Source organism: Massilia cavernae (genome assembly GCF_003590855.1).
Classification (GTDB): Bacteria; Pseudomonadota; Gammaproteobacteria; order Burkholderiales; family Burkholderiaceae_D; genus Telluria_A; species Telluria_A cavernae.
This window is the reverse complement of the sequence record NZ_QYUP01000084.1, coordinates 1-20169: the sequence shown is the minus strand read 5'-3', so window position 1 is coordinate 20169 and position 20169 is coordinate 1. Positions and strand designations below refer to the sequence as shown.

Sequence of the window (20169 nt, the reverse complement as noted above, 5' to 3'; positions counted from 1 at the left end):
GCCGAGTTCCTCGAGCATGCCGTGCAGGAGCAGCAGCATGCCGACCTGATCGCCGAACGGATCGTGCAGCTGAACGGCAAGCCCAACTTCAACCCGGCCACGCTGACTGCGCGCAGCCATGCCGAGTACGACGAATCGGAGGAGGTCCAGGCGATGATCCGCGCCAACCTCATCGCCGAGCGCGTCGCCATCGAATCGTACCGGCAGATGATCGCCGCGATTGGCGACAAAGACCCGACCACGCGCCAGATGCTCATCGGCATCATGGCTGTGGAAGAAGAGCACGCAGACGACATGCGCGACCTTCTTGCCAAGTAAACGTTTTTCACCACCCACTCAGGAGTTCATCATGCTAGACAATACCACCACCACCCCGCGCGGCAACGGCCCAGCGACCAACGCCCTGAACAGCAACATCGACACCGTGTCGACCGACGTCAAGACCCTGGTCAAGGACGCCCAGGCACTCCTCACCGCCGCCGCCGCACTGACCGGCGAAAAGGCCGACGAAATGCGTACGCGCGGGATGCACCTGCTCGACGTTGCGATGGGCAAGGGCAAGGAATACCAGGGCCAGGCCATCGTCAAAGGCAAGGAACTGGCACACAGCGCCGATGTTTATGTGAAGGACAACCCTTGGCGCACCATCGCAGCGGCCGCCGGCGTGGGCCTGCTGCTCGGCGTCATCCTGGGCCGCAAATAATCCACGCCGGGAGAAGCCATGGACCACACATCGACGACAGTGCATGGCCCCGGCCTGCTTGGCGGCCTGACCAGCCTGGCCAAGAATGTCTTCGGTCTGATCGTGGCGCGGCTGGAATTGGCCGCGCTCGAGATGACCGAAGTACGCGATCACCTGCTGGAACTGGTGGCCATCTTTGCGCTGGCCGTCATCTGCAGCTGGTTTGCCATTGCGTACGGCACCGCGATGATCGTCGCGCTGTCGTGGGAAGCACTGGGCTGGAAGATCCTGCTGATCCTGTTCCTCGTTTTTATCGGCATTACCGCGGCGCTGGTGTTCAAGGCCAGGGCCATGCTCAAGGAGGGCAAGCTGGCTTTCCCTGAAACGATGAACGAGCTCCGGAACGACCGCGACATGCTGCTGTGAGCGGCCAAAACACAAGGGGGAACCGATGGACAAGGATCGCGAACCGGCCAGGGCTGCGGCCGAAGGCAGCCTGGCGGAGCGCAAGGCGCGCCTGCTGCGCCAGGGCGACTTCTACCGCGCCGGCATCGTGCAGGCGAAGCACCACATCAAGCAGGGCGCCCGTCCGGAAAACATCTTCCACACCGTGGTCGATCATGCGGTATTCGCCCTGCGTTCGCGCGTGGACGGGCTGCTGCGGCCGAGCGGCATCAGCGTGGGCACGCTCATGCCCTATGCGATGACCGCACTGAGCTTCATCAACCGGCGCCGGCTGCAAAAGCCCGCGCTGGGCCTGGCGGTGCTGGGCGCGCTTGCGGCCTGGTATGTGCACCGCCGGCGTGCGGCGCACGTGTAGCCGCCGGCCCGGAACATTCACAAGGAATATGGTGGGGTTTGGACGGCGTCGCGATCGCATGATTCGGCGCCGTTTTTTTTGGGAGCACGGCATGCAGGTACTGCTACACAATCATCCTGGCACGGGCGAGGCGGCCCGCAACAGCGGTGTGCAACCGGCGGCAAAGGCGGGGTAATCTTCGATGGCCAACGCGAACCGGCTCAACCCGCACGGCCTGAAGATCGCGCTTGTGCTGCAGGGCGGGGGCGCGCTTGGCGCCTACCAGGCCGGCGTCTTCCAGGCCATGCACGAACACGACCTGGCGCCCGACTGGGTGGTCGGCACCTCGATCGGCGCCATCAATGCCGCGCTCATCGCCGGCAACCCGCATGAGCACAGGGTGCAGCGCCTGCGCACCTTCTGGGAAAGGATCTCCCACCCCGACCCGGTCGACATGCAGCGCCTGAGCGACCGCGCGCGCCGCAACAATATCTGGCTCAGCACGATCGACACCCTGGTACGCGGGGTGCCGGGCTTCTTCAGGCCGCGCTGGTACCAGCAGTTCGCCCTCGGCGTGCCGGTGGCGCCGGAACAAGCCTCGTTCTACAACACCGGCGAACTGCGCGAGACCCTGCTGGAACTGGTCGATTTCGATTACCTCAATGCGCCGCAGGGCATGCGCATGACAGTCAACGCGGTCAATGTGGGCAGCGGCGAACTGGTGCATTTCGACAGCACGGCGATGCGGCTGGAGGTGGACCACATCCTGGCCAGCTGCAGCTTGCCGCCCGGTTTCCCGCCGGTGCGGATCGACGGCGCCCTGTACTGGGACGGCGGCCTGTATTCGAACACGCCGCTCGAATCGGTCCTCAATGGCATGCCGCAGGGCGACGTACTGTGCTTCATGGTCGACCTATGGAGCGCGCACGGGCCTGAGCCGCTTACCTTCGACGAAGTCCAGACCCGCCAGAAGGACGTGACCTACGCCTCGCGCTCGCGCCGCCACATCGCCGACTATGCCAGGCTGCACCGGCTGCAGTGCAAGCTGCGCGAACTGTATGCGCGCATGGATCCGGCCGAACGTTCGCCCGAGGACGAGCGCGAGCTGGTGGCGCTGGGCTGCGCCACCACGCTGCACATCGTGCGCCTGCCGTATTCGGGCCGCGACTGGAACATGGCGGCCAAGGACATCAATTTCTCCAAGGGCTCGATCGACTGGCGCTGGGACCAGGGCTACCGCGACGCGATGCGCGCATTGGGCCACGCCGGCTGGCTCAGCCAGATCGCCGAGGACGCAGCCGTCGTCGTGCACGAACTGCCCGAACGCCGCAGCCGCCCGGAATCGCGGCCGCCCGAGCCGGACCGCTGGGCCTAGCGGGCCTCGGCCATCACGCGTGCGCGTGCGCCGGCCATTTCACGGGTGTAGATCGCGCGCGCTTCCTTCATGCAGGCTGCGCGGTCGGCGGCGAGCATGCGGCGGCAGTTGCCGTGGGCTTCCTGCAGGCCGGCGTTTGCTAAAGATTGCGGGAAAAGAAAAGCCGGCGCATGCGGCGCTGGTTTCAGCTTGCTTTACAACCGGCCGGTAAGCAGCAGGACGATCAGGACGATCACCAGCAACCCGGTAATTCCAACCGGGCCATAGCCCCAGTTGCGGCTGTGGTTCCAGGTGGGGAGGGCCCCCACCAGGACGAGAATCAGGACGATCAGCAGTATTGTTCCGATGGTCAGCTCCTCAAATTGGTTCAAGCGGGACGAGCTTCGCCAGTAGCGCCTCTCTCCTGTAAATGCCGCCGATTAATAGCGGTAGGCGCGGCCGTCGACGATGCGCACGCGGTTGCCCACGCGCAGGTCATACACGCTGTCCTGGACGACGCTGCGGTATTCGCCATTGTCCATGCGGATGTTGATCTGGTACATGTCGCGGTCATCCATGGCGCGGTCGCGCTCGACCTTGTGGCCCAGTGCGGCGCCGCCGACTGCGCCTGCCACGGTGGCGGCGGTACGGCCGCTGCCGCTGCCGACCTGGCTGCCGACCGCTGCGCCCACGAGGCCGCCCACCACTGCGCCGGCGCCGCTGGCGCCGCTCGAGCCGCCGCGGGTTACCTGGATCGAGTCGATGGTGCCGTAGCCCATGCTGGCGGTGGAGTTATAGCCGCCGTAGGTGCTGCCGGTGCTGCCGTAATACGGATCGGACGAGGTGCTCGCGCAACCGCCGAGGATGGCGGCGCTGGCGATCAGTGTCGCAATTGTGGTCTTCGTCGAAATCATTCTGTTCTCCTTTGCAAATGTGTGAGAGCAGCATAGTCCTGCCATATTTTCAAGGTCTGTGCGTTTCCGCACCCTCGACAGTAGGAAACCGGAGGGGGCGAAAAGCCCCCGCATTTCCCTGCGCGACCCGCTGTCCGGCACGAGCGTTGCAAGATCATGACATTTGCGAAGAATAAATATTGATGTGTTCGGCACCGTACAGAAGCGTTAGCGTAAGCCGCGTAAAACATGACCTTGAAACATCCGATGCGCGCGCCGACCGCAAGACCATCGAGGCGCGTAACGACGCCCGCGACAACAAGCGCGACGCCGAATACAAGGTCGCGCTCGAAAAATGCGACGCCTTCGCGGGCGCCGCCAAGGACAACTGCGTTGCCGCGGCGCGGACCCAGTACGGTAAATAAGCGGCAGTACCAGAACCAGTTTTTCCAGCTCGGTTCCGAGCATTATTTTGATTAACCACCAAGGAGTTCACCATGAAAATCGCTCAACGCGTTGCCCACATCATGCTCGCAGCATCGGTCCTGACTTCCGTCGTCGCTTGCGCACCGACCCCAACCCGTGAAGGTACCGGCGAATACATCGACGACACCCTCATCACCGGCAAGGTCAAGGCTGCGTTCGCCGCCGACCCGAACGTCAAGGCCACGGAAATCAACGTTGAGACTTTCAAGGGTGAAGTCCAGCTGTCGGGCTTCGTCGCCCAGCCGGCGGACGCCGCACGCGCAGCCGAGATTGCCCGTGGCATTAAGGGTGTAACATCGGTGAAGAACGACGTGCGCGTAAAATAACGCGCGGTCCAGGCCGGACCAATTCCGGGCCGGCCTGATGGCCGGCTATTTTTTTTGTGAAGTCAACATGCAGCTAGCAGATCCCAACATGGCGGGCGCCGCCGATGACGCTGTCGCACCGGCAGCCGCCAAACCGGAACAAACCGACGTCGACTTCCCCCCCGCCGACGGGGCCGCCCTGGGCACTGGCTCCGGCGCGCTCAGGCTCCCGATCCATGTCAACGCACGCGGCCTGGCGCTGGGCATCATCGCCACCGTCGCCTTCGTGTACGCGCTGCAATGGTCGCAAAAATTCCTGGTGCCGCTGTTGCTCGGCATCTTCATCGCCTACACCCTGAACCCGGTCGTGCTGTGGCTGGAACGCTGGCACATCAAGCGCGCCATCGGCGCCACCCTGGTCACGGTCGCCATCGTCGCCATCATGGGGCTGGTGGTGCACCGGGTACAGGACCAGTTCTTCAACATTCTCGACGACCTGCCGGCCATTACCCAGAAGGTCACCAAGATACTGACCAAGACCTCGGGCGGCCAGCCGAGCACCCTGCAGCAGGTGCAGGCCGCCGCCACCCAGATCGAACAGGCGACCGCCAGCGTCGGCCAGCGCGCGGCGCCGCGCAAGCCGCCGCCGGCGCTTGGCGCCAGCAGCAGCTTCAAGGTGATGGACTGGGTGCTGGCCGGATCGATGGGCCTGGTCACCTTCGTGACCCAGGCCACGATGGTGATCTTCCTGGTGTTCTTCCTGCTCCTTGCGGGCGATACCTTCAAGCGCAAGCTGGTCAAGCTGACCGGGCCTTCGCTGACGCGCAAGAAGGTGACGGTGCACATCCTGGACGACATCAATACCTCGATCCAGAACTACATGTTCATGCTGCTGGTGACCAATACGCTGCTGGCGCTGCTGATGTGGGTGGCGCTGCGCACGATCGGCCTGGAGAACGCGGGCGCCTGGGCGGTGGTGGCGGGGCTGACCCACATCATGCCTTACTTCGGGCCTTTGCTGATTACCTCGGCCACCGGCCTGGCGGCCTTCATGCAGTTCGAATCGCTGCGCATGGTGCTGCTGGTGGCGGGCGCTTCGCTCGGCATCGCGACCCTGGTCGGCAGCCTGATCGCCACCTGGATGACGGGACGGATCGCCAAGATGAATCCGGCGGCGGTATTCGTCAGCCTGCTGTTCTGGGGCTGGCTGTGGGGGATGTGGGGATTGCTGCTGGGCGTGCCGGTGGTCGTGATGATCAAGGTGGTGGCCGAGCGGGTCGAGGGGATGGAAGTGATTGCGGAACTGCTGGGGGAATAGGGAACTTCCCGTCCTTGCCCTTGTCGGCCCCGGTCACCGAGTCCGGCTTGTGCGTCAGGCTGCCAAGCTGCAGCGCGTACTGGCGCGCGAACTCGGCGCCGAGAAAGAAGATCTGCGCCGAATAATACACCCACAGCAGCAGTGCGATCATCGATCCGGCCACGCCGAAGCTGTCGGCCACGCCGCTGTTGCCGATGTATAGCCCGATCGCGATTTTACCCAGCGTGAACATGGCGGCCGTCCCCAGCGCGCCGATCGCCAGGGAGCCGATCGCGCCCGCGATCCAGCCGAGCAGGACGGTGGCGTCCGCTCATGCTCACTCCCGGAAACGAAAAAGGGGCACGTCCGGCCCCCTTGTGGTTCGCATGCGGCCGGCGTCAATCGACGCGGCGCTCGATCAGGATCTGTTCCACCTCGACGCGGCGGTTCGGTTCGAGGCACTTGATCAGCTCGACGCGATTCGTGTTGGTACAGACTACCACCGGATTCCTTTCGCCCTTGCCGTAGGCTTTCAGGCGTGCGCCATCGATGCCCTTGCCGACCAGGTAGTCGCGCACGGCCTTGGAGCGCAGCTCCGACAGCTTGAGGTTGTAATGGTCCGAGCCGAGGCGGTCGGCGTAACCGGTGATGTCGACGTCGGTGATGGCCGGGTCGGCGCCCAGCGCGGCGGCGATCTCGTCGAGCCGCGGCTGCGGCATCTTGAGGGTGGCGCTGTCGAAGTCGAACAGTTCGGTGGCCGACAGCGTGACTTTTTCGAAGCGGACCGGAGGCGGCGGCGCCACCGGTGCGGGCGGCGGCGCTTCCTGCATCACGGGGGCCGGCGCGGGCAGCGGCGCCGGCGGCTTGTTGAATGCATAGTTGAGGCCGATCGTCAGGTATTTGTTGTTGCTGCGGTCGAAGCCGAACGCTTCGTCGTGGCGCAGCCGGCCGCGCACGGTGCGCAGGTCGGCCTGCATCGCCCACCGGCTGGACAGCCCGAGCTGGAAGCCGAGGCCGGCGCTGACGTAGGGCGAGGTTTCGTGCGCGCGGCGCAGCGGATTTTCCACCTTGTCGCGCTGGGCGCCGATGCCGAACAGCAGGAAGGGACGGAAGCTCTTGCGGGACATCATCAGCAGCGCATCGGCCCCAACCAGCGTCTGGCGGTAGTCGAACGCGCCCAGCTCCGAGCGGGCATGGCTGGCGCCGATCTGGAGGTCCCACATCTCGGCCACCGGCTTGCCGAAGCGCAGGGCGCCCCCGTAGTCGCGCTCGTCGGTGCCGAACTCGGGGTCGGGGTCGATCACACTGATGCTGGGCTGGATGTACCAGGACGGATTGACGTCTTGCGCCGCCACGGCGCCAGAACAGCACAGGAACACGGCGCCGAGCACTTTTATTGTCGTTTTTTTCACAGTGAACTCCGAGATGTTGAAAGTGAATTGTTACAGAATTGTGCTGTGTGTTCGAGTGGAGTTTGCGGGTGCGAGTTCATGCACTCCGTGCGCTGCCGCACCGACCTGAAGGGGATGTATTCTTTTTACAACATCTTCGTCCGGCGGGCCCCGGCCTGGACGAAAAAAAGCGCCGTAACGGAACTTTGTCCGTTACGGCGCTGTCTGTTAAACAGCGTGTGCCGATTAACGGGTAGGCCCTTCCGGCACGATGATAGTGGTCGAACCATCCTTGCCTGGTTCGCCCGGGGCGCCAGGTGCGCCTGGTTCGCCCGGAGCACCGGGGGCGCCTGGTTCGCCTTGAGGGCCTGGTACTGGAACAGGCACGGCCGCAGGGGCGGGAGTTTCCACGGTCGGGGTGACGACGGTGGTCGCTGGCGGGTTGACAGTGGTCTTTTCGCAAGCGGTCAGGCCAACGAGGGCAATCATTACTGCCAGTACGGTGAGTTTCATGGTGGCTTCCTTATCTAAGAGTTCGTCGATGTCATTGCGCACGCGGTCAGCGCGGACGTACGAAGCATAAATACCTTGCGGGCGACCTTCTGTACGGGAACGCACATAGCAGGGTCCGCCACGGACTTTCAGAAAAGATGACGGCAGGCAGGAAATTTCCGGAAATGTTCGATGGCGCACAGACCCGGTGACCGGCCAAAGGCATTCTGGAGTCAAGGAATACGGAACCCGTGATGTTGTCAGGTTGTCAAGCCTGATGCCCGGTTCGTACCAATGACTATCTCTTTGATGGAGTAACTCAAATGCATGCACATAACCCTCAATCCAACGCACAAGGCGAACTGAGCGCGGTGCGGTCGGCAAATTCCACCCTGATCGAGCGCGTTGCGCCTCAGCCAGCCGAGCGTGCCCCTATCTCCATGGCGCCGATTGAGCGCGTGCGTTCGACCTCCGCCACCCAGCGCCGCATCGAAAACATGCAAAAGCTGATCCAGGAACTGTCCACCCACGAAATGCTGGCCGACGAAATCGCCTGGTTCCTCAAGTTTTCGCCCTCCGGCGCGCGCAAATACATCCGCGACCTGCGCGAAGCGGGCGTGATCGAACTGGCCCGCTACATCGAAGGCACCGCCACCTACCTGGGCAAGGCGGTGTACCAGATCTCGCCAGACCCTGAGCGCGTCAAGGCCTTCCTGGCAGCCATCGTACAGCCAAAGCGCGAAGGCGCGGCGCCACGCAAGGAACGTCCCGGCCTGCGCGAGCAGAACATGGCGGGCACCGGCCGCCACTTCCACATCCTGGCCGACGACACCCATTACGCCATCCGCGTCAACCGCAGCCCGGTCGCGCGCGATCCGCTGGTGGCGGCGCTGTTCGGCGCCGCACCGGCGACTAAGCAGGAAGGCAATTCCTGATTCGGGCGCGGCCTGGCCGCGCATGCCGGCCGTCCCCGGACGTCGCCGCACCTTCACCGGTGCCGCGGCGTTTTGCATTTTTCGGCAAGGGTGATTGAAAAGACATCAAGGGGCCCCACCTGTGCTTCTGCGGCGAAATCGCCAAAATTACGAACACCGAAAGGACGCGCATGTTCTCTGGATGCCGAACAAGAAGCAGATTGAGCCAATGAGATTTTCCTACATGGGTGGAGGGTGGCCGTGGAAGCGCTGATCTGGACCGCCGTGACCGCCGCGGCCTTGTTCGCGGCATGGCGGCTGCCGGCCTGGCGGCTGGGCAAGGTGCTCAGGCAGCCTCTTCCGCAGGCACATTGCGACATCCTGCAGGCCAATATCCCGGTGTACCGCCACATGGCGCCGGAACTGAAGCAGCAGCTGCACAGGCTGGTGCAGCAGTTCCTGTACCAGAAAAAATTTGTCGGTTGCGCGGGGCAGGAGATCGACGACGAGGTGCGCCTGACCATCGCCGGCCAGGCCTGCATGCTGCTGCTGAACCGGCATAGCCGCGTCTATCCCGGGCTGGAAACAGTATTGGTCTATCCGAGCGCCTTCATGGTGCCGCGCAAGCAGGTCGACGAGGCCGGCGTGGTGACCGAAGCGCGCCAGGACCTGCTGGGCGAATCCTGGGGCGACGGCCGCGTGGTGCTGTCGTGGGACCATGTGCTGCATGGCGCCCGCCACTGGAACGAGGGGCAGAACGTGGTGCTGCACGAGTTCGCCCACCAGCTCGACAGCGAGTCGGGCAGCAACAACGGGGCGCCCTGGCTGGGCGACCGCGCACGCTACCGGCGCTGGTCGGAAGTGCTGTCGCGCGACTTCGCCAACCTGCGCGTCGACGCGCTGTACCGCCAGCAGAGCGTGCTCGACCACTACGGCGCGAGCAGCCCGGCCGAATTCTTCGCGGTGGCGACTGAAGCCTTTTTCGCCAAGCCCTGGGACATGGCGGAGCGCCACCCGCAGCTGTTCGAGGAGTTCCACGGCTACTACCGGGTCGACCCGCGCGAATGGCAGGCGCCGCCCGAACGGGAACCGGCGCACTATCATGGCGATGTCCATGGCGGGCAAGGTTACGGCCAGTGGCAATAAGGCTGCGTTGCTTTTCAGGCTTAGTGCGTTAGCGAACAGAGAATTTCCGGTCCAGCGCGCATGCTGGAAGCTCATCGACGCGGGAGGGTACTAGCATGTCCACTATTGTTGCAGGTCATTTTCAGCTCCAGCACGACATCGAAGTGGCGCGCGAGGCGCTGATGAGTGCCGGTTTCCCGGACGAACGCATCAGCGGCTTTTTCGTCAGCGCGCCGGGCCAGCATGACATGACGCCGCTGGGCGGCGACAACATGATGTCGCCGGGCGCCAAGGAAACGCCGGAGGGGATCGTCGAGGGCGCGGCCACCGGGGGCGCGGTCGGGATTGCCGTCGGCGCCGCCACGTCGATGGTCACCGGGCCGCTGGGGCCCATCGTGGGCGGGCTGGTCGGCGCCCACGTGGGATCGCTGTACAGTTTTGCCAAAATGAAGGAAGCGGGCGAGCGGGAGGAGGGCGCCCATGGCGGAGAAAACGTCACCGAACCGCGCAAGCCGGGCATGCTGATCGCCGTGGCGCTGGCCGACGCGTCCGAGGAGGAGGCTGCGCTGGACGTGCTGCGCCGCCTCGGGGCCCATCACCTCGAGCGCGCCGAAGGCACCATCGTCGCCGGCGACTGGGTCGATTTCGACCCGATCACCCATCCCAAACTGATCAACTGAGCTGCCTTTGGACAACGCCGCCGGCCCCCGCAGGGCAGGCGGCGTTCTTCCATTCCGCCTTGCCTCAGTGCGCCATCAGCACCGGCAGCGTCATCGCGTCGAGCACGGTGCGGGTGGCGCCGCCCAGGATCGTTTCGCGGAAGCGCGAATGCCCGTAGGCTCCCATCACCAGCATGTCCGCACCCCGTTCGCGCGCCAGCGTCAGCAGTGCCTCGCCCACTTCATGGCGGCGATGGCCGCGCCTGGCCTCGAGCGGGATGATCGACAGGTCGGCGCGGATGCCGTGGCGCGCCAGGAAGGGCACCGGATCGGCGGCGGTGGCGTCGGCCACCGTGCGCGAATCGGAGCGGGTATCGAAGATGGCGACCGACACGGAATCGGCCTGCGCCAGGATCGGCAAGGCCAGCTGCAGCGCACGCGCGGCTTCGCGGCTGGCGTCCCATGACAGCAGGATCTTGCGGCCCGGATCGCTGACACCGATGTCGTAGGGCAGGATCAGCACCGGCCGGCCGGAATGGATCACCACATAGGCCGGGAAATCGGCCATCAGCGCGTGCCCCGGCTCGGCCTGGCCGACGATGACGAGGTCGGCCGCCCGCCCATGCAGGCTGATGCCGGCGCCCGGTTCGTCGTCCACGAGACGGCCTTCGAAGGAGGCGATGCCGCTGGCGTCCATCTCGCGCGTGAACACGGCCAGCGCGTCGCGCGCGCGTTCACGCAGGAAATCGAGATGCAGGGCGAGGGTGGGATCGTTGGCCTCCGGAGGCATGGTCTGGTACAGGAAGCGCGAGACCCCGCTCAGCGCGGCGCCGATCACGTGCGCCTGGTTGCGTCCCGCGATGGCCGCCGCCGCTGCAACCCGCACGGCCGAACGGCTGCTGTCGTCGACATGTACGAGGATGGTCTTGTAATTCATCGCTACACCTCCGGTCTGTGTTTTTGATCCGGCTTGAACCTTGATTTGCCTCAATGTCACGTCGAGTTAGCCCTCCTAGACTTGACCCTTCATGCTGCCGGCGCAGCGTGGAAACCGGATAAAGAGACAGGAGACAGCGTAATGGAAAACAGTAAAGTGGCCCTCGTAACGGGAGGCATGGGAGGCCTGGGGACAGCAATCTGCCGGCGCCTGCACGCGGCCGGCTTCAAGGTCGCGGCGACCTACTCGCCTTCCAATCCTACACCGGAAGCCTGGCTGGCGGCGCAGCGCGACGACGGCTTCCGTTTCAGCGCCTACAAGGTAGACGTCAGCAACTTCGGCGACACGGAATGGATGATGCAGAAACTGCTGTCCGATTGCGGCCGGCTCGACGTACTGGTCAACAACGCCGGCATCACGCGCGACCAGACCCTGCGCAACATGGGGCAGGCCGAATGGGCGGCGGTCATCCACGCCAACCTCGACAGCGTGTTCAACATGAGCCGGCAGGCGATCGAGCCGATGATGGCGCAGCAGTGGGGCCGCATCATCAACATCTCGTCGGTCAACGGGCAGAAGGGGGCATACGGGCAGGTCAACTACGCTGCCGCCAAGGCGGGGATGCATGGCTTCACCAAGGCGCTGGCGCTGGAGATGGCGCGCCACGGCGTCACCGTCAACACGGTGTCGCCCGGCTACCTGAACACGCGCATGGTGAAGCAAGTGCCGCAGGACATCCTCGAAAGCCGCATCCTGCCGCAGATCCCGCTGGGACGGCTGGGCGAGCCGGAGGAAGTGGCGGCGCTGGTGGCTTACCTGGCGTCGCAGGAGGCCGGCTTCGTGACCGGCGCGAACCTGCCGATCAACGGCGGGCAGCATATGTATTGATGGCAAGGCCGCGGGCGGCCTGTGATGCTCCGCTGAGTATTACCCCCCGCGCTTTTCGGCGCGGGTCTGGCAGGCGATGCACAGGCGCGCTTCCGGGCGCGCCTGCAGCCGCGAGAACCCGATCGGGTTGCCGCACTCCTCGCATTCCCCGTAGCTGCCGTCCTCCAGCTTGGCCAGCGCGCGCCGCACCGAGCCCATCTGCGCCGCATTCATGCCCGCCGATTCCAGCGCGAGGTCGTTGAGCAGGCGCACCGTGGCCTTGTCGGCCGGCGAGGTTTCGATTTCCTGGACGGGCAGCTCACCCGTGCCTTCCACCACGTCGATGTCGTCCTGGCGCACCAGCGCAGCCTGCCGCTGTTCGAGCATCGTCTTGAGGGTGGCGAGCTGGGCCTGGTCCAAGCCGTTCATGGCGGGCTCCATATTTTCAACTGGAAAGGTGGCCAGCATGCGCTGGCTTACACCAGTGTAGCGCGATCGGGCCGCGCTGAATACGTGCGCACGCCTGCGTCCGGAACAACATGTCGAGGCTGGCGGGCAGGGTGTTGCGGGACGGTGAAAACCGGCGCGGGCTGCTGCCGCGCCGGGCGGCAAGGCATGGTTCAGGCGGTCGCCTTCGGCTGCTGCGCTTCCAGCGCGGCCAGCTGTTCCTTGATCTTCGACAGCGCGAGCATGATAGGCGCCGGCTGCCCGGTCGCTGCAGCGCCGGCCAGCGACAGCATGCCGGCCACCAGTCCCGTCACATCCTTGAGGACGGCGATCTTGCGGATCTTTTCGGCGGCCGCGGCGGTCAGCTCGGCCACGTGGCGCTGCGATTTTCCCAGCGAGCCGACGATCAGGCCGGCCGCGTCCGCATACAGGCCGTTGGCGCGCTGGCGCAGGATCATTTCGTTGTCGAACAGCGCGCGCAGCGCCGCCTGCCGGGTGGCGCTGGGCGGCTGGCCGCAGTGCTGCTGGATCTCCTGCATGATGCGCTTGTGCAGCTCGTCCGCACATATCGACAGCTGGTCGGCCAGCGCCTCGATGTGCTCGACGGTGGACAGTCCGTCCGCTTCCTTGTTCATGGCTCACTCCCGGTGGTTCAGTTTTCGTTCAGGCCTTCGCGGATCATGCGCAGGTCGCGTCCGAAGGCCGCCAGCGTGCGCCGGACTTCGTCGTTCGACAGCTTGTCGAGGTTCTCGCGCAGCTTCTGGTGTCCCAGCGATACCTTGGTCAGCCCCTGCTGGGCCAGCGCGTAGCGCTTGTCGATCAGCTTGTATTCCTGTGACTTGTTGAGGTAATGCACCTTGGCGAGGGTCACCAGCATGCGGTCGTTGGGACGATTGGCATACGGGATCTCGATGTCGAAAATGCCCAGCACCGTCTTCTTCTCATTCTCGTTGGTCTTGGCGTACAGCCGCGTGAGCGAGAACATTGCGCCGATCAGGGTCTGCAAGTCGGCGTCGCCGTCGCGCACCATGGTCTCGACGCTGCGGCCCTGGTAGCCGGAGGCGATCGCGCGCGTCAGCAGCCGCGTCAGGCCGGTGTAGGCCGTGATGTGGCGCTGCTCGAGCCCGCTTTCGGTATTCGCCTTCAGGCCGTTGCCCAGGTCGTCGAGCTGGGTCGAGAGGTCGAAGCGGTCTTCGCCAGCCAGCAGGGCCAGGGTGTTCATGTACAGCACCACCGACTTCTGGACGCTGATGAAATCTTCGTACACCGCGCGGCGTTTCGCGTCATTTTCTTTCGCGATCTTGTCGGCGGCGGGTGTCAGGTAGGGTTGTTCGCGCAGGTAGGTGTCGCGGTAGCGCGTCGACAATTCGGCGTAGCCGCCCAGTTTGGCGGAGGCGCCGGCAAATTCGCGCACTTCCTGCAGGCTGACGTGGGTGCCGGCGCAGCCCTGCAACAGCAAGGTTGTGGCAAAGGCGGCGAGGGCGGAACAACGGCGGGGCAAGCTCATGGGGGCCTTTCAGGCAACGCGCGGGTGCGTGCCGGAAGCCCTTATTCTTGCGCCGCTATCCCAGCGGCATCTTGCTGAAGGTCAAGTAGCGCGGAGCCAGCCGAGGCCGGCCGCGGTGGTTGTGGCCGGCGTGTATTCGCAGCCGACCCAGCCTTCGTAGCCGAGCTGGTCGAGCAGGGCGAACAGGAAGGGGTAATTGATCTCGCCCGTGCCCGGCTCATGGCGGCCAGGATTGTCGGCCACCTGGATGTGCTTGACCAGCGGAAGCAGCGAACGCAGGGTGCCGGCCAGCTCCCCTTCCATGCGCTGCATGTGATAGATGTCGTACTGCAGGAACAGGTTGGAGGCGCAGCATTCCTTGATGATGCCCGCCGCCTGTTTGCTTCCGGACAGGAAATAGCCGGGAATGTCGTAGGTGTTGATCGGCTCGATCAGCAGGCGCAGGCCGTGCCTGCCCAGTTCCGCCGCCGCGTGGCGCAGGTTGGCGACGAAGGTGTCGTGGGCCAGTTCCGGTTCGACGCCAGGTGGGAGCTTGCCGGCCAGGCAGTGCAGCTGCGGCGCGCCCAGTGCCAGTGCGTACTCGAGCGCAAGGCCGACGCTGTCCCGGAACTCGGCGATGCGCGCCGGGTCGCAGGCGATGCCGCGCTCGCCTGCGTTCCAGTCGCCGGCCGGAAGGTTGTGCAGCACCAGTTCCAGGCCGTTCGCGTCGAGCCGCTCCCTGACGTCCGCTGCAGGGAAGGCGTAGGGAAACTGGAATTCGACCGCGGTGAAGCCATGCTCCCGTGCTGCCGCGAAGCGGTCCAGGAAGCTCGTTTCGGTGAACATGGTGGTCAGGTTGGCGGCAAATTTTGGCATGGCTCAACTATACAGCTTCGCCGCTTGCCGGCGAATGGTCGGCGAAGGCGCGGATCGGCGTCAGCAGCCAGGCCGCCGCCGAACACAGCATCAGGAACACGCCGGCCGCCATGAACACCTGGCCCAGCGACAGGTAACGCATCAGGAAGCCGGTCACGGCGGCCGACATCGGCGCCAGGCCCATGAAGATGAACATAAAGATGCTCATTGCCCGGCCCAGCATCTGGCGCGGCACCCGTCCCTGTATCGAGCTGAATACGGCAACCTGCATGCAGCCGCCGATGGCGCCGAGTAGCAGCAAGAGCAGCGCCGCCTGCCACGCGGACTGCACCAGTCCCAGCGGGAGCAGCAGCAGGCCGGACACGAAATCGGCCGCCAGGATGGTGGTTCCGAAGGTGCCGATCCGGATCTTGCCGCGCATCCCGGTCAGCGCCATGCCTGCCAGCGTGCCGGCGCCGTGCACGCCCAGCAGCAAGCCCAGCGCGGACGCCCCCTGCAGGCGGGTATCGGCCAGCATCGGCAGCGCCACCAGCATCGCGCCGCCGACGACGAAGGCGCATAGCGCCCAGTACAGCATGCAGGTGCGCAAAGTAAAGTCGCGCCACACGCTGGCGATGCCTTCGGCGATCGATTCCAGCACCGGCGCGGTCGCTGCGGGCGGCGAATGGCGGGCCTGCACGCGCGACAGCGTCCACGCCGAGAACAGGAAGGTGAAGCAGCCGAAACCGAACGCGATGCCGAGGCCGTTGGCCGCGCCGGGACCGGTGCCGCGGCCATCGCCGAACACGGCGAACACCAACGCCGCCAGCAGCGGGCCGGACAGCATCGTCAGCTGGCGCATGCCCATCATCATGCCGTTAGCACGGGGCACATGTTCCGGCGCCACGACGTGCGGCAGCAGCGAGGTGCCAGATGGAATGCTGAACGCCGACGACAGTCCGAGGCAGAACGCCAGCACGTATATGGCTGGCATGCTGGCCTGGCCGGCCAGCACCAGCGCGGCGAGGATGGCGAGCAGGGCCGCATTGGCGTACTTGCTCAGCATGAGTACCGACTTGGGCGAAAAGCGGTCGACCAGCGCGCCGCCGACCAGCATGAAGATTGCGCGCGGTACGCTCATCAATGCGATGACGAGGCCGAGGGTCAGTGCGTCGCCAGTCAGCGTCAGCACCAGCCAAGGTAGCGCGATCATGGTGAACTGGTCGCCCAGGGCCGAAACAACGCCGCCGCCCATCATCCAGCGGAAGTTCGGTTCGCGCAGCAGGGGCGAGCGGTCGGCATCGGTCATGGCCGCTCCCATGTCAGGCGTGGGAGGCCAGGCCGCCAAGCGACGCTGCGATCGCGGCGACTTGTTCGGGCGCCAGCGAACGCAGCACCTCGCGGCTGACCAGGTTGACGGTGACGCCGGCATTTCCCAGCAGTTCCTGCCCGGTCGGCGTGAGGCTGGCGTAGGCGACGCGGGCGTCGCGCGGGTCGGCCTCGCGCGTGACCAGGCCGATCTTCTCGAGCGGGAGCAGGCTGCGCGTGACGCCGGACGCGGTCAGGCCCAGCTTCTCGGCCAGGTCGACCCGGCGCAGGCGCGCGCCCGGCGCGTGGTGCAGGTGGTTCATCAGCTGGAAGTCGCTGAAGCTGATGCCGTGATGGCTGCCGAGCGCCGAATCGAAGCGGCGCTGCAAGAGGGCGTGAACGCGCGCAATGGTGAGGCAAAGCTCGCTGGCGCTGCTGGGTTCTTGGGGGACGATCATGATCTCGCCTATATCGTGAACTAGTACTTGAGTAATCAACTATTGAGCATAGTGCAAGATTTACGCCGCCCAATGCAAGCGCATTGTGGGGGGGGCGGCTTTCAGGCGACAGGATGGCGTTCGGAATCGCCGTGGCCATCTTCCGCGGGGCTCGGTATCGGTATCGGCCAGCAGGCGTCGTTGCAGCGCCAGTTCCAGCGCCGGGACGAACACCTTTTTCGCCAGCAGGTTGAAGCCGCGCGGGGGGGAGTTCGTTGGCCCACCACTGCTGCAGGCCGTCGCTCACTTCCGGCAGGGTGCCGGCCGACTGCAGCGCCACCAGGGTGCCAAGGCGGCGGTCGTCGGACAGGCGCAGCTGGGCCTCGGGCAGGCGGTTGATCTGTTGCGCGGCAAACGTCGCCCGTCAGGGCGGGGTCAAAAGCGCGGACGGCAGAGCCCCTCCTTACCTTTGACTTTAGTGCGGAGTCTGCTGCTGTTCGATGTACTGTCGAACAACTGCGATGGGTGCGCCGCCGCAATTACCCGCAAAGTAGCTGGGCGACCAAAGGCGCCGTCCCACAGTTTTTCTCGAATACTGGGATAGTTCTTCTTCCGAGTCATGCGGCTGGAACACTTTCAGGCTGTTGACCAGACTGGAAAACGGCAAGCTTGGGCGGGTAGTTCAGCAGAAGGTGAACGTGGTCACCCTCGCGGTCGAACTCCACCAGTTCCGCTTCAAAGTCCATGCAGACGCTTGCGAACATCGGGCGCAGGTCGTCAAGAATCTCTTTTGTGAAGACTTCACGGCGGTATTTTGTGACAAAGATCAAATGCACATGCATTAGAAAAATATAGTGTCTTCCGTGGCGAATATCGCTGTCATTACTCATAGACCAAACGATAATCGAAGCATGCAGCGTCTACAAGCCTACAGATACGAACTGATGCCAGATGGCGAGCAGGAGCGCGCTATGCGCCGCTTCGCCGGATCGTGTCGGTTCGTCTATAACAAGGCGTTGGCGCTGCAAAAAGAAAATTACGAGGCGGGTAACAAGTTCATCGGCTACGTGGCGATGGCGAAACATCTTACGGGATGGCGCAATGGCCTTGACACGCCTTGGCTCAAGGAAGCGCCTTGTCATCCATTACAACATGCCTTGAAGGATTTGGAGAAGGCTTACAAGAATTTCTTCGCCAAATGCGCCGATTTCCCGCGCTTCAAGCGCAAGGGTAGCGGCGATGCTTTCCGCTACCCCGATCCGAAACAGATCAAGCTCGATCAGGCCAACAACCGTCTCTTTCTTCCCAAATTGGGCTGGCTGCGCTACCGCAACAGCAGGGACGTTCTCGGCGAACTGCGCAACGTTACCGTGAGCCAGTCGGGAGGCAGGTGGTTCGTGTCGATTCAGACGCGGCGCGAGGTCGAGCAGCCCCTGCCCACGGCGACAACCGCCATCGGCATCGACGTCGGCATCGCTCGGTTCGCCACGATGAGCGACGAGAGCTATATCGCCCCGCTCAACAGCTTCAAGAAGCACCAGCAGCGCCTTGCCCGCTACCAGCGCCGCATGAGCCGCAAGGTCAAGTTCAGCAACAACTGGAAGAAGGCAAAGGCCCGCGTCCAGAAGGTTCACACCCGCATCGCTAACGCCCGCAAAGACTTCCTGCACAATAAAGTGGACCCATCGGTCAAGACAATCTTTCAGCGAGTTTAAGCTGTGTCCGTTTCCACCGCTGCAGCTGGTCGGCGCTGCCCCGTGATCCTACTTCCTTGCCGCTGGAGGGCTTCATCCTCCAGGGGCCGCCGCCGGCATGGCCTGCTGCGGTCACGCGGTTTCGGGCGCCGCCACTTCAGCGCTGCCGTACTTGTCGACGATCAACGCTCCGCCGCCGATTCCACTGCGATAGACGCTGGCCGGCGTCTTGTAGCCAAGGGACTGGTGCGGTCGCTCGGCGTTGTAGAACGCGAAGTATTGCGCCAGTCCCACCATCAGCTCCGCCATGTTGGCATAGCCCTTCAAGTACACATCCTCGTGCTTCACGTTGCGCCACAATCGCTCGACGAAAATGTTGTCCAAGGCCCGTCCGCGTCCATCCATGCTGATGGCCACGCCTTCGCGCTTGAGAACGTCCGTGAAGGCCGCGCTCGTGAACTGCGAGCCCTGGTCGCTATTGAACACCTCGGGCCTGCCATGCTCGCGCAGGGCGTCCTCCAGGCAGTCCACGCAGAACGAAGCATCCATGCTGTTGCTGAGCCGCCAGGACAGCACCTTGCGGCTGTACCAGTCAATCACGGCCACCAGGTAGGCGAAGCCGCGCGCCAGCCTTAGATAGGTTATGTCCGTGCTCCACACCTGGTTCGGCCGCGTGACCGGTACACCCCGCAGCAGGTACGGGTAGACCTTGTGCCGAGGATGTGCCTTGCTGGTGTTCGGTCCGGGCGCCATGCCCGCCAGTCCCATGCTGCGCATCAGGCGCTGTACCCGCTTGCGGTTGACAACGCGGCCCGCTGCGCGCAAAAACACCACCATGCGCCGGCTGCCATAGAACGGCCTGTTCGTGTATTCCTCATCGATCAGCCGGCACAGCAGCAAGTCCTCCGCACCTGCATCCTCCGGCACCTTGGCGGCGAGCCGCCGGTACACCGTCGCGCGCGGCACTTCCGCCAGTTCGCATTGCCGGCTCAGGGGCAGCTCATCGGCACCGTCGACCCAGCCCATCCTGGCATCAAGGCTCACTCCCCCAACTTTTTTTTAAGCCAGTCATTCTCCATCTTCAGCCGGCCGATCTCGCCGTACAGCCGATCCTCGCCGCTCTTGACCTCGGTCGGTTTGGGGCCCCGCTTGGTCTCGAACAGAGCGCCGGCAGATTCCAAAATCTCCTTCTTCCACTGTCCGACCAGTTGCGGATGCACACCGTACGTCTGTGCGATTTCCGTGATCGTCTTCACCCCGCGCACCGCCTCCAGGCCTACCTTCGCCTTGAATTCGGCCGTATGCACCTTGCGTTTCTTTGCTTCACCCATTTGCTGCCATCCTTTCGAGGACGACAGCTTAAACTACCCCGTAGTCACTGTCTCAAATTGTGGATCCACTATACAAGACCACAACAACGATTTGCCAAAACCACGCGCTCGTTTGCATTGAGGATTTGCAGGTACGGAACATGTCCAGGTCGTCCAAAGGCAGCAGCGAACGGCACGGCAAGATGGTGAAACAGAAGTCCGGCCTGAACCGCGCCATTCTCGATCAGGGATGGGGTGAATTCAGGCGGCAACTGGATTACAAGCTGGCGTGGAACGGCGGCATGCTGTTGGCCGTTCCGCCGCACCACACCAGCCGGACGTGCCCGTGCTGCGGCCACGTATCGAAAGACAATCGGCAAACACAAGCGAAATTCTTATGCGTCGATTGCGGCTACGAAAATCACGCCGAT

At 64.3% G+C, this 20169-nt stretch carries 24 protein-coding genes and 4 pseudogenes; 14 read left to right on the top strand and 14 right to left on the bottom strand.

Features of this window, described 5'->3' with window-relative positions; genetic code table 11:
* From D3872_RS08460 to D3872_RS08440, 5 genes are all read left to right on the top strand, one after another.
* Positions 1–318, top strand: a 318-nt coding sequence (locus D3872_RS08460; RefSeq protein ID WP_182915734.1) for a ferritin-like domain-containing protein, incomplete at its 5' end; no start/stop codon positions are given.
* A gap of 31 nt (positions 319–349) precedes the next feature.
* On the top strand, positions 350–703 hold the full coding sequence (locus tag D3872_RS08455) for an ElaB/YgaM/YqjD family protein (protein WP_119810349.1): 354 nt from the start codon (positions 350–352) through the stop codon (positions 701–703).
* Positions 704–721: 18 nt separating this feature from the next.
* Complete coding sequence (locus tag D3872_RS08450) at positions 722–1108, top strand: phage holin family protein (protein WP_119810348.1); 387 nt, start codon at positions 722–724, stop codon at positions 1106–1108.
* A 25-nt stretch (positions 1109–1133) separates the two neighbouring features.
* Complete coding sequence (locus D3872_RS08445; RefSeq protein WP_119810347.1) at positions 1134–1502, top strand: hypothetical protein; 369 nt, start codon at positions 1134–1136, stop codon at positions 1500–1502.
* A 181-nt stretch (positions 1503–1683) separates the two neighbouring features.
* Positions 1684–2856, top strand: coding sequence for a patatin-like phospholipase family protein (locus D3872_RS08440; RefSeq protein ID WP_119810346.1), 1173 nt, complete (start codon positions 1684–1686; stop codon positions 2854–2856).
* 194 nt (positions 2857–3050) lie between these two features.
* On the opposite strand, the gene D3872_RS08435 is transcribed toward D3872_RS08440, so the two are convergent.
* Both D3872_RS08435 and D3872_RS08430 read right to left on the bottom strand, forming a co-directional pair.
* Positions 3051–3203: a DUF3309 family protein gene (locus D3872_RS08435; RefSeq protein WP_119810353.1), complete on the bottom strand. Its 153-nt coding sequence runs from the start codon at positions 3201–3203 to the stop codon at positions 3051–3053.
* Between the two features lie 72 nt (positions 3204–3275).
* Complete coding sequence (locus tag D3872_RS08430; protein WP_119810345.1) at positions 3276–3749, bottom strand: outer membrane lipoprotein; 474 nt, start codon at positions 3747–3749, stop codon at positions 3276–3278.
* 182 nt (positions 3750–3931) lie between these two features.
* Between D3872_RS08430 and D3872_RS08425 the strand changes: the two genes are divergently transcribed.
* The 3 genes from D3872_RS08425 (at position 3932) to D3872_RS08415 (ending at position 5837) form a co-directional block, all read left to right on the top strand.
* Positions 3932–4153 carry a hypothetical protein gene (locus D3872_RS08425; protein ID WP_119810344.1) on the top strand — a complete coding sequence of 74 codons (222 nt, stop codon included), beginning with the start codon at positions 3932–3934 and terminating at the stop codon, positions 4151–4153.
* 72 nt (positions 4154–4225) lie between these two features.
* Positions 4226–4540 carry a BON domain-containing protein gene (locus tag D3872_RS08420; protein ID WP_119810343.1) on the top strand — a complete coding sequence of 105 codons (315 nt, stop codon included), beginning with the start codon at positions 4226–4228 and terminating at the stop codon, positions 4538–4540.
* 67 nt (positions 4541–4607) lie between these two features.
* Positions 4608–5837, top strand: a complete 1230-nt coding sequence (locus tag D3872_RS08415; protein ID WP_229459226.1) for an AI-2E family transporter — start codon at positions 4608–4610, stop codon at positions 5835–5837.
* Here the strand turns inward: D3872_RS08415 and D3872_RS26385 are convergent.
* The 3 genes and pseudogenes from D3872_RS26385 to D3872_RS25635 all read right to left on the bottom strand — a co-directional run.
* Positions 5776–6099, bottom strand: a pseudogene (locus D3872_RS26385) (YhjD/YihY/BrkB family envelope integrity protein); the annotation flags it as partial. The gene D3872_RS08415 and the pseudogene D3872_RS26385 sit on opposite strands and share 62 nt — an antisense overlap.
* Positions 6100–6214: 115 nt before the next feature.
* Complete coding sequence (locus D3872_RS08405; protein WP_119810341.1) at positions 6215–7228, bottom strand: OmpA family protein; 1014 nt, start codon at positions 7226–7228, stop codon at positions 6215–6217.
* 225 nt (positions 7229–7453) lie between these two features.
* On the bottom strand, positions 7454–7720 hold the full coding sequence (locus tag D3872_RS25635; protein ID WP_182915733.1) for a hypothetical protein: 267 nt from the start codon (positions 7718–7720) through the stop codon (positions 7454–7456).
* 302 nt (positions 7721–8022) lie between these two features.
* Here D3872_RS25635 and D3872_RS08400 point away from each other — a divergent pair, with 302 nt between their 5' ends.
* The 3 genes from D3872_RS08400 to D3872_RS08390 all read left to right on the top strand — a co-directional run bounded on the left by D3872_RS08400 (position 8023) and on the right by D3872_RS08390 (position 10418).
* Positions 8023–8634, top strand: a complete 612-nt coding sequence (locus D3872_RS08400; protein WP_119810340.1) for a winged helix-turn-helix domain-containing protein — start codon at positions 8023–8025, stop codon at positions 8632–8634.
* 240 nt (positions 8635–8874) lie between these two features.
* A complete protein-coding gene (locus D3872_RS08395) occupies positions 8875–9759 on the top strand; it encodes a M90 family metallopeptidase (RefSeq protein ID WP_119810352.1) in 885 nt (294 codons plus the stop codon).
* 95 nt (positions 9760–9854) lie between these two features.
* Positions 9855–10418 (top strand): hypothetical protein, encoded by a 564-nt coding sequence (locus tag D3872_RS08390; RefSeq protein WP_119810339.1) that lies wholly within the window; start codon positions 9855–9857, stop codon positions 10416–10418.
* 64 nt (positions 10419–10482) lie between these two features.
* Here the strand turns inward: D3872_RS08390 and D3872_RS08385 are convergent, their stop codons facing one another.
* A complete protein-coding gene (locus D3872_RS08385; protein ID WP_119810338.1) occupies positions 10483–11334 on the bottom strand; it encodes a universal stress protein in 852 nt (283 codons plus the stop codon).
* A gap of 141 nt (positions 11335–11475) precedes the next feature.
* Between D3872_RS08385 and phbB the strand changes: the two genes are divergently transcribed.
* Positions 11476–12222, top strand: a complete 747-nt coding sequence (phbB, locus tag D3872_RS08380) for an acetoacetyl-CoA reductase (protein ID WP_119810337.1) — start codon at positions 11476–11478, stop codon at positions 12220–12222.
* 39 nt (positions 12223–12261) lie between these two features.
* On the opposite strand, the gene D3872_RS08375 is transcribed toward phbB, so the two are convergent.
* The 7 genes and pseudogenes from D3872_RS08375 to tnpA form a co-directional block, all read right to left on the bottom strand.
* A complete protein-coding gene (locus tag D3872_RS08375) occupies positions 12262–12630 on the bottom strand; it encodes a TraR/DksA family transcriptional regulator (protein WP_182915732.1) in 369 nt (122 codons plus the stop codon).
* A 191-nt stretch (positions 12631–12821) separates the two neighbouring features.
* Positions 12822–13283, bottom strand: a complete 462-nt coding sequence (locus tag D3872_RS08370) for a hypothetical protein (RefSeq protein ID WP_119810336.1) — start codon at positions 13281–13283, stop codon at positions 12822–12824.
* Positions 13284–13300: 17 nt separating this feature from the next.
* The gene (locus tag D3872_RS08365; protein ID WP_119810335.1) at positions 13301–14155 is read right to left on the bottom strand and encodes a hypothetical protein; all 855 of its coding nucleotides are present in this window, start codon (positions 14153–14155) and stop codon (positions 13301–13303) included.
* 81 nt (positions 14156–14236) lie between these two features.
* Positions 14237–15010 carry a hydroxypyruvate isomerase gene (gene hyi / locus D3872_RS08360; RefSeq protein ID WP_119810334.1) on the bottom strand — a complete coding sequence of 258 codons (774 nt, stop codon included), beginning with the start codon at positions 15008–15010 and terminating at the stop codon, positions 14237–14239.
* A 7-nt stretch (positions 15011–15017) separates the two neighbouring features.
* Positions 15018–16298 (bottom strand): MFS transporter, encoded by a 1281-nt coding sequence (locus D3872_RS08355; RefSeq protein ID WP_119810350.1) that lies wholly within the window; start codon positions 16296–16298, stop codon positions 15018–15020.
* Between the two features lie 13 nt (positions 16299–16311).
* Entirely contained in the window at positions 16312–16755 is a 444-nt protein-coding gene (locus tag D3872_RS08350) for a MarR family winged helix-turn-helix transcriptional regulator (protein ID WP_119810333.1), read from the bottom strand.
* A gap of 454 nt (positions 16756–17209) precedes the next feature.
* Positions 17210–17639, bottom strand: a pseudogene (gene tnpA, locus D3872_RS08345) (IS200/IS605 family transposase).
* 6 nt (positions 17640–17645) lie between these two features.
* On the opposite strand from tnpA, the pseudogene D3872_RS08340 reads away from it, so the two are divergent.
* Positions 17646–18404, top strand: a pseudogene (locus D3872_RS08340) (RNA-guided endonuclease InsQ/TnpB family protein); the annotation flags it as partial.
* A gap of 156 nt (positions 18405–18560) precedes the next feature.
* Here the strand turns inward: D3872_RS08340 and D3872_RS08335 are convergent.
* Positions 18561–19759, bottom strand: a protein-coding gene (locus tag D3872_RS08335; protein WP_119810116.1) for an IS3 family transposase whose coding sequence is annotated in 2 segments (ribosomal slippage) — positions 18561–19474 and positions 19474–19759 — 1200 coding nt in all. Because the reading frame shifts where the segments join, the coding sequence is not laid out codon by codon here.
* Positions 19760–19821: 62 nt separating this feature from the next.
* Here D3872_RS08335 and D3872_RS08330 point away from each other — a divergent pair.
* Positions 19822–20169: pseudogene (locus D3872_RS08330) on the top strand (RNA-guided endonuclease InsQ/TnpB family protein); the annotation flags it as partial.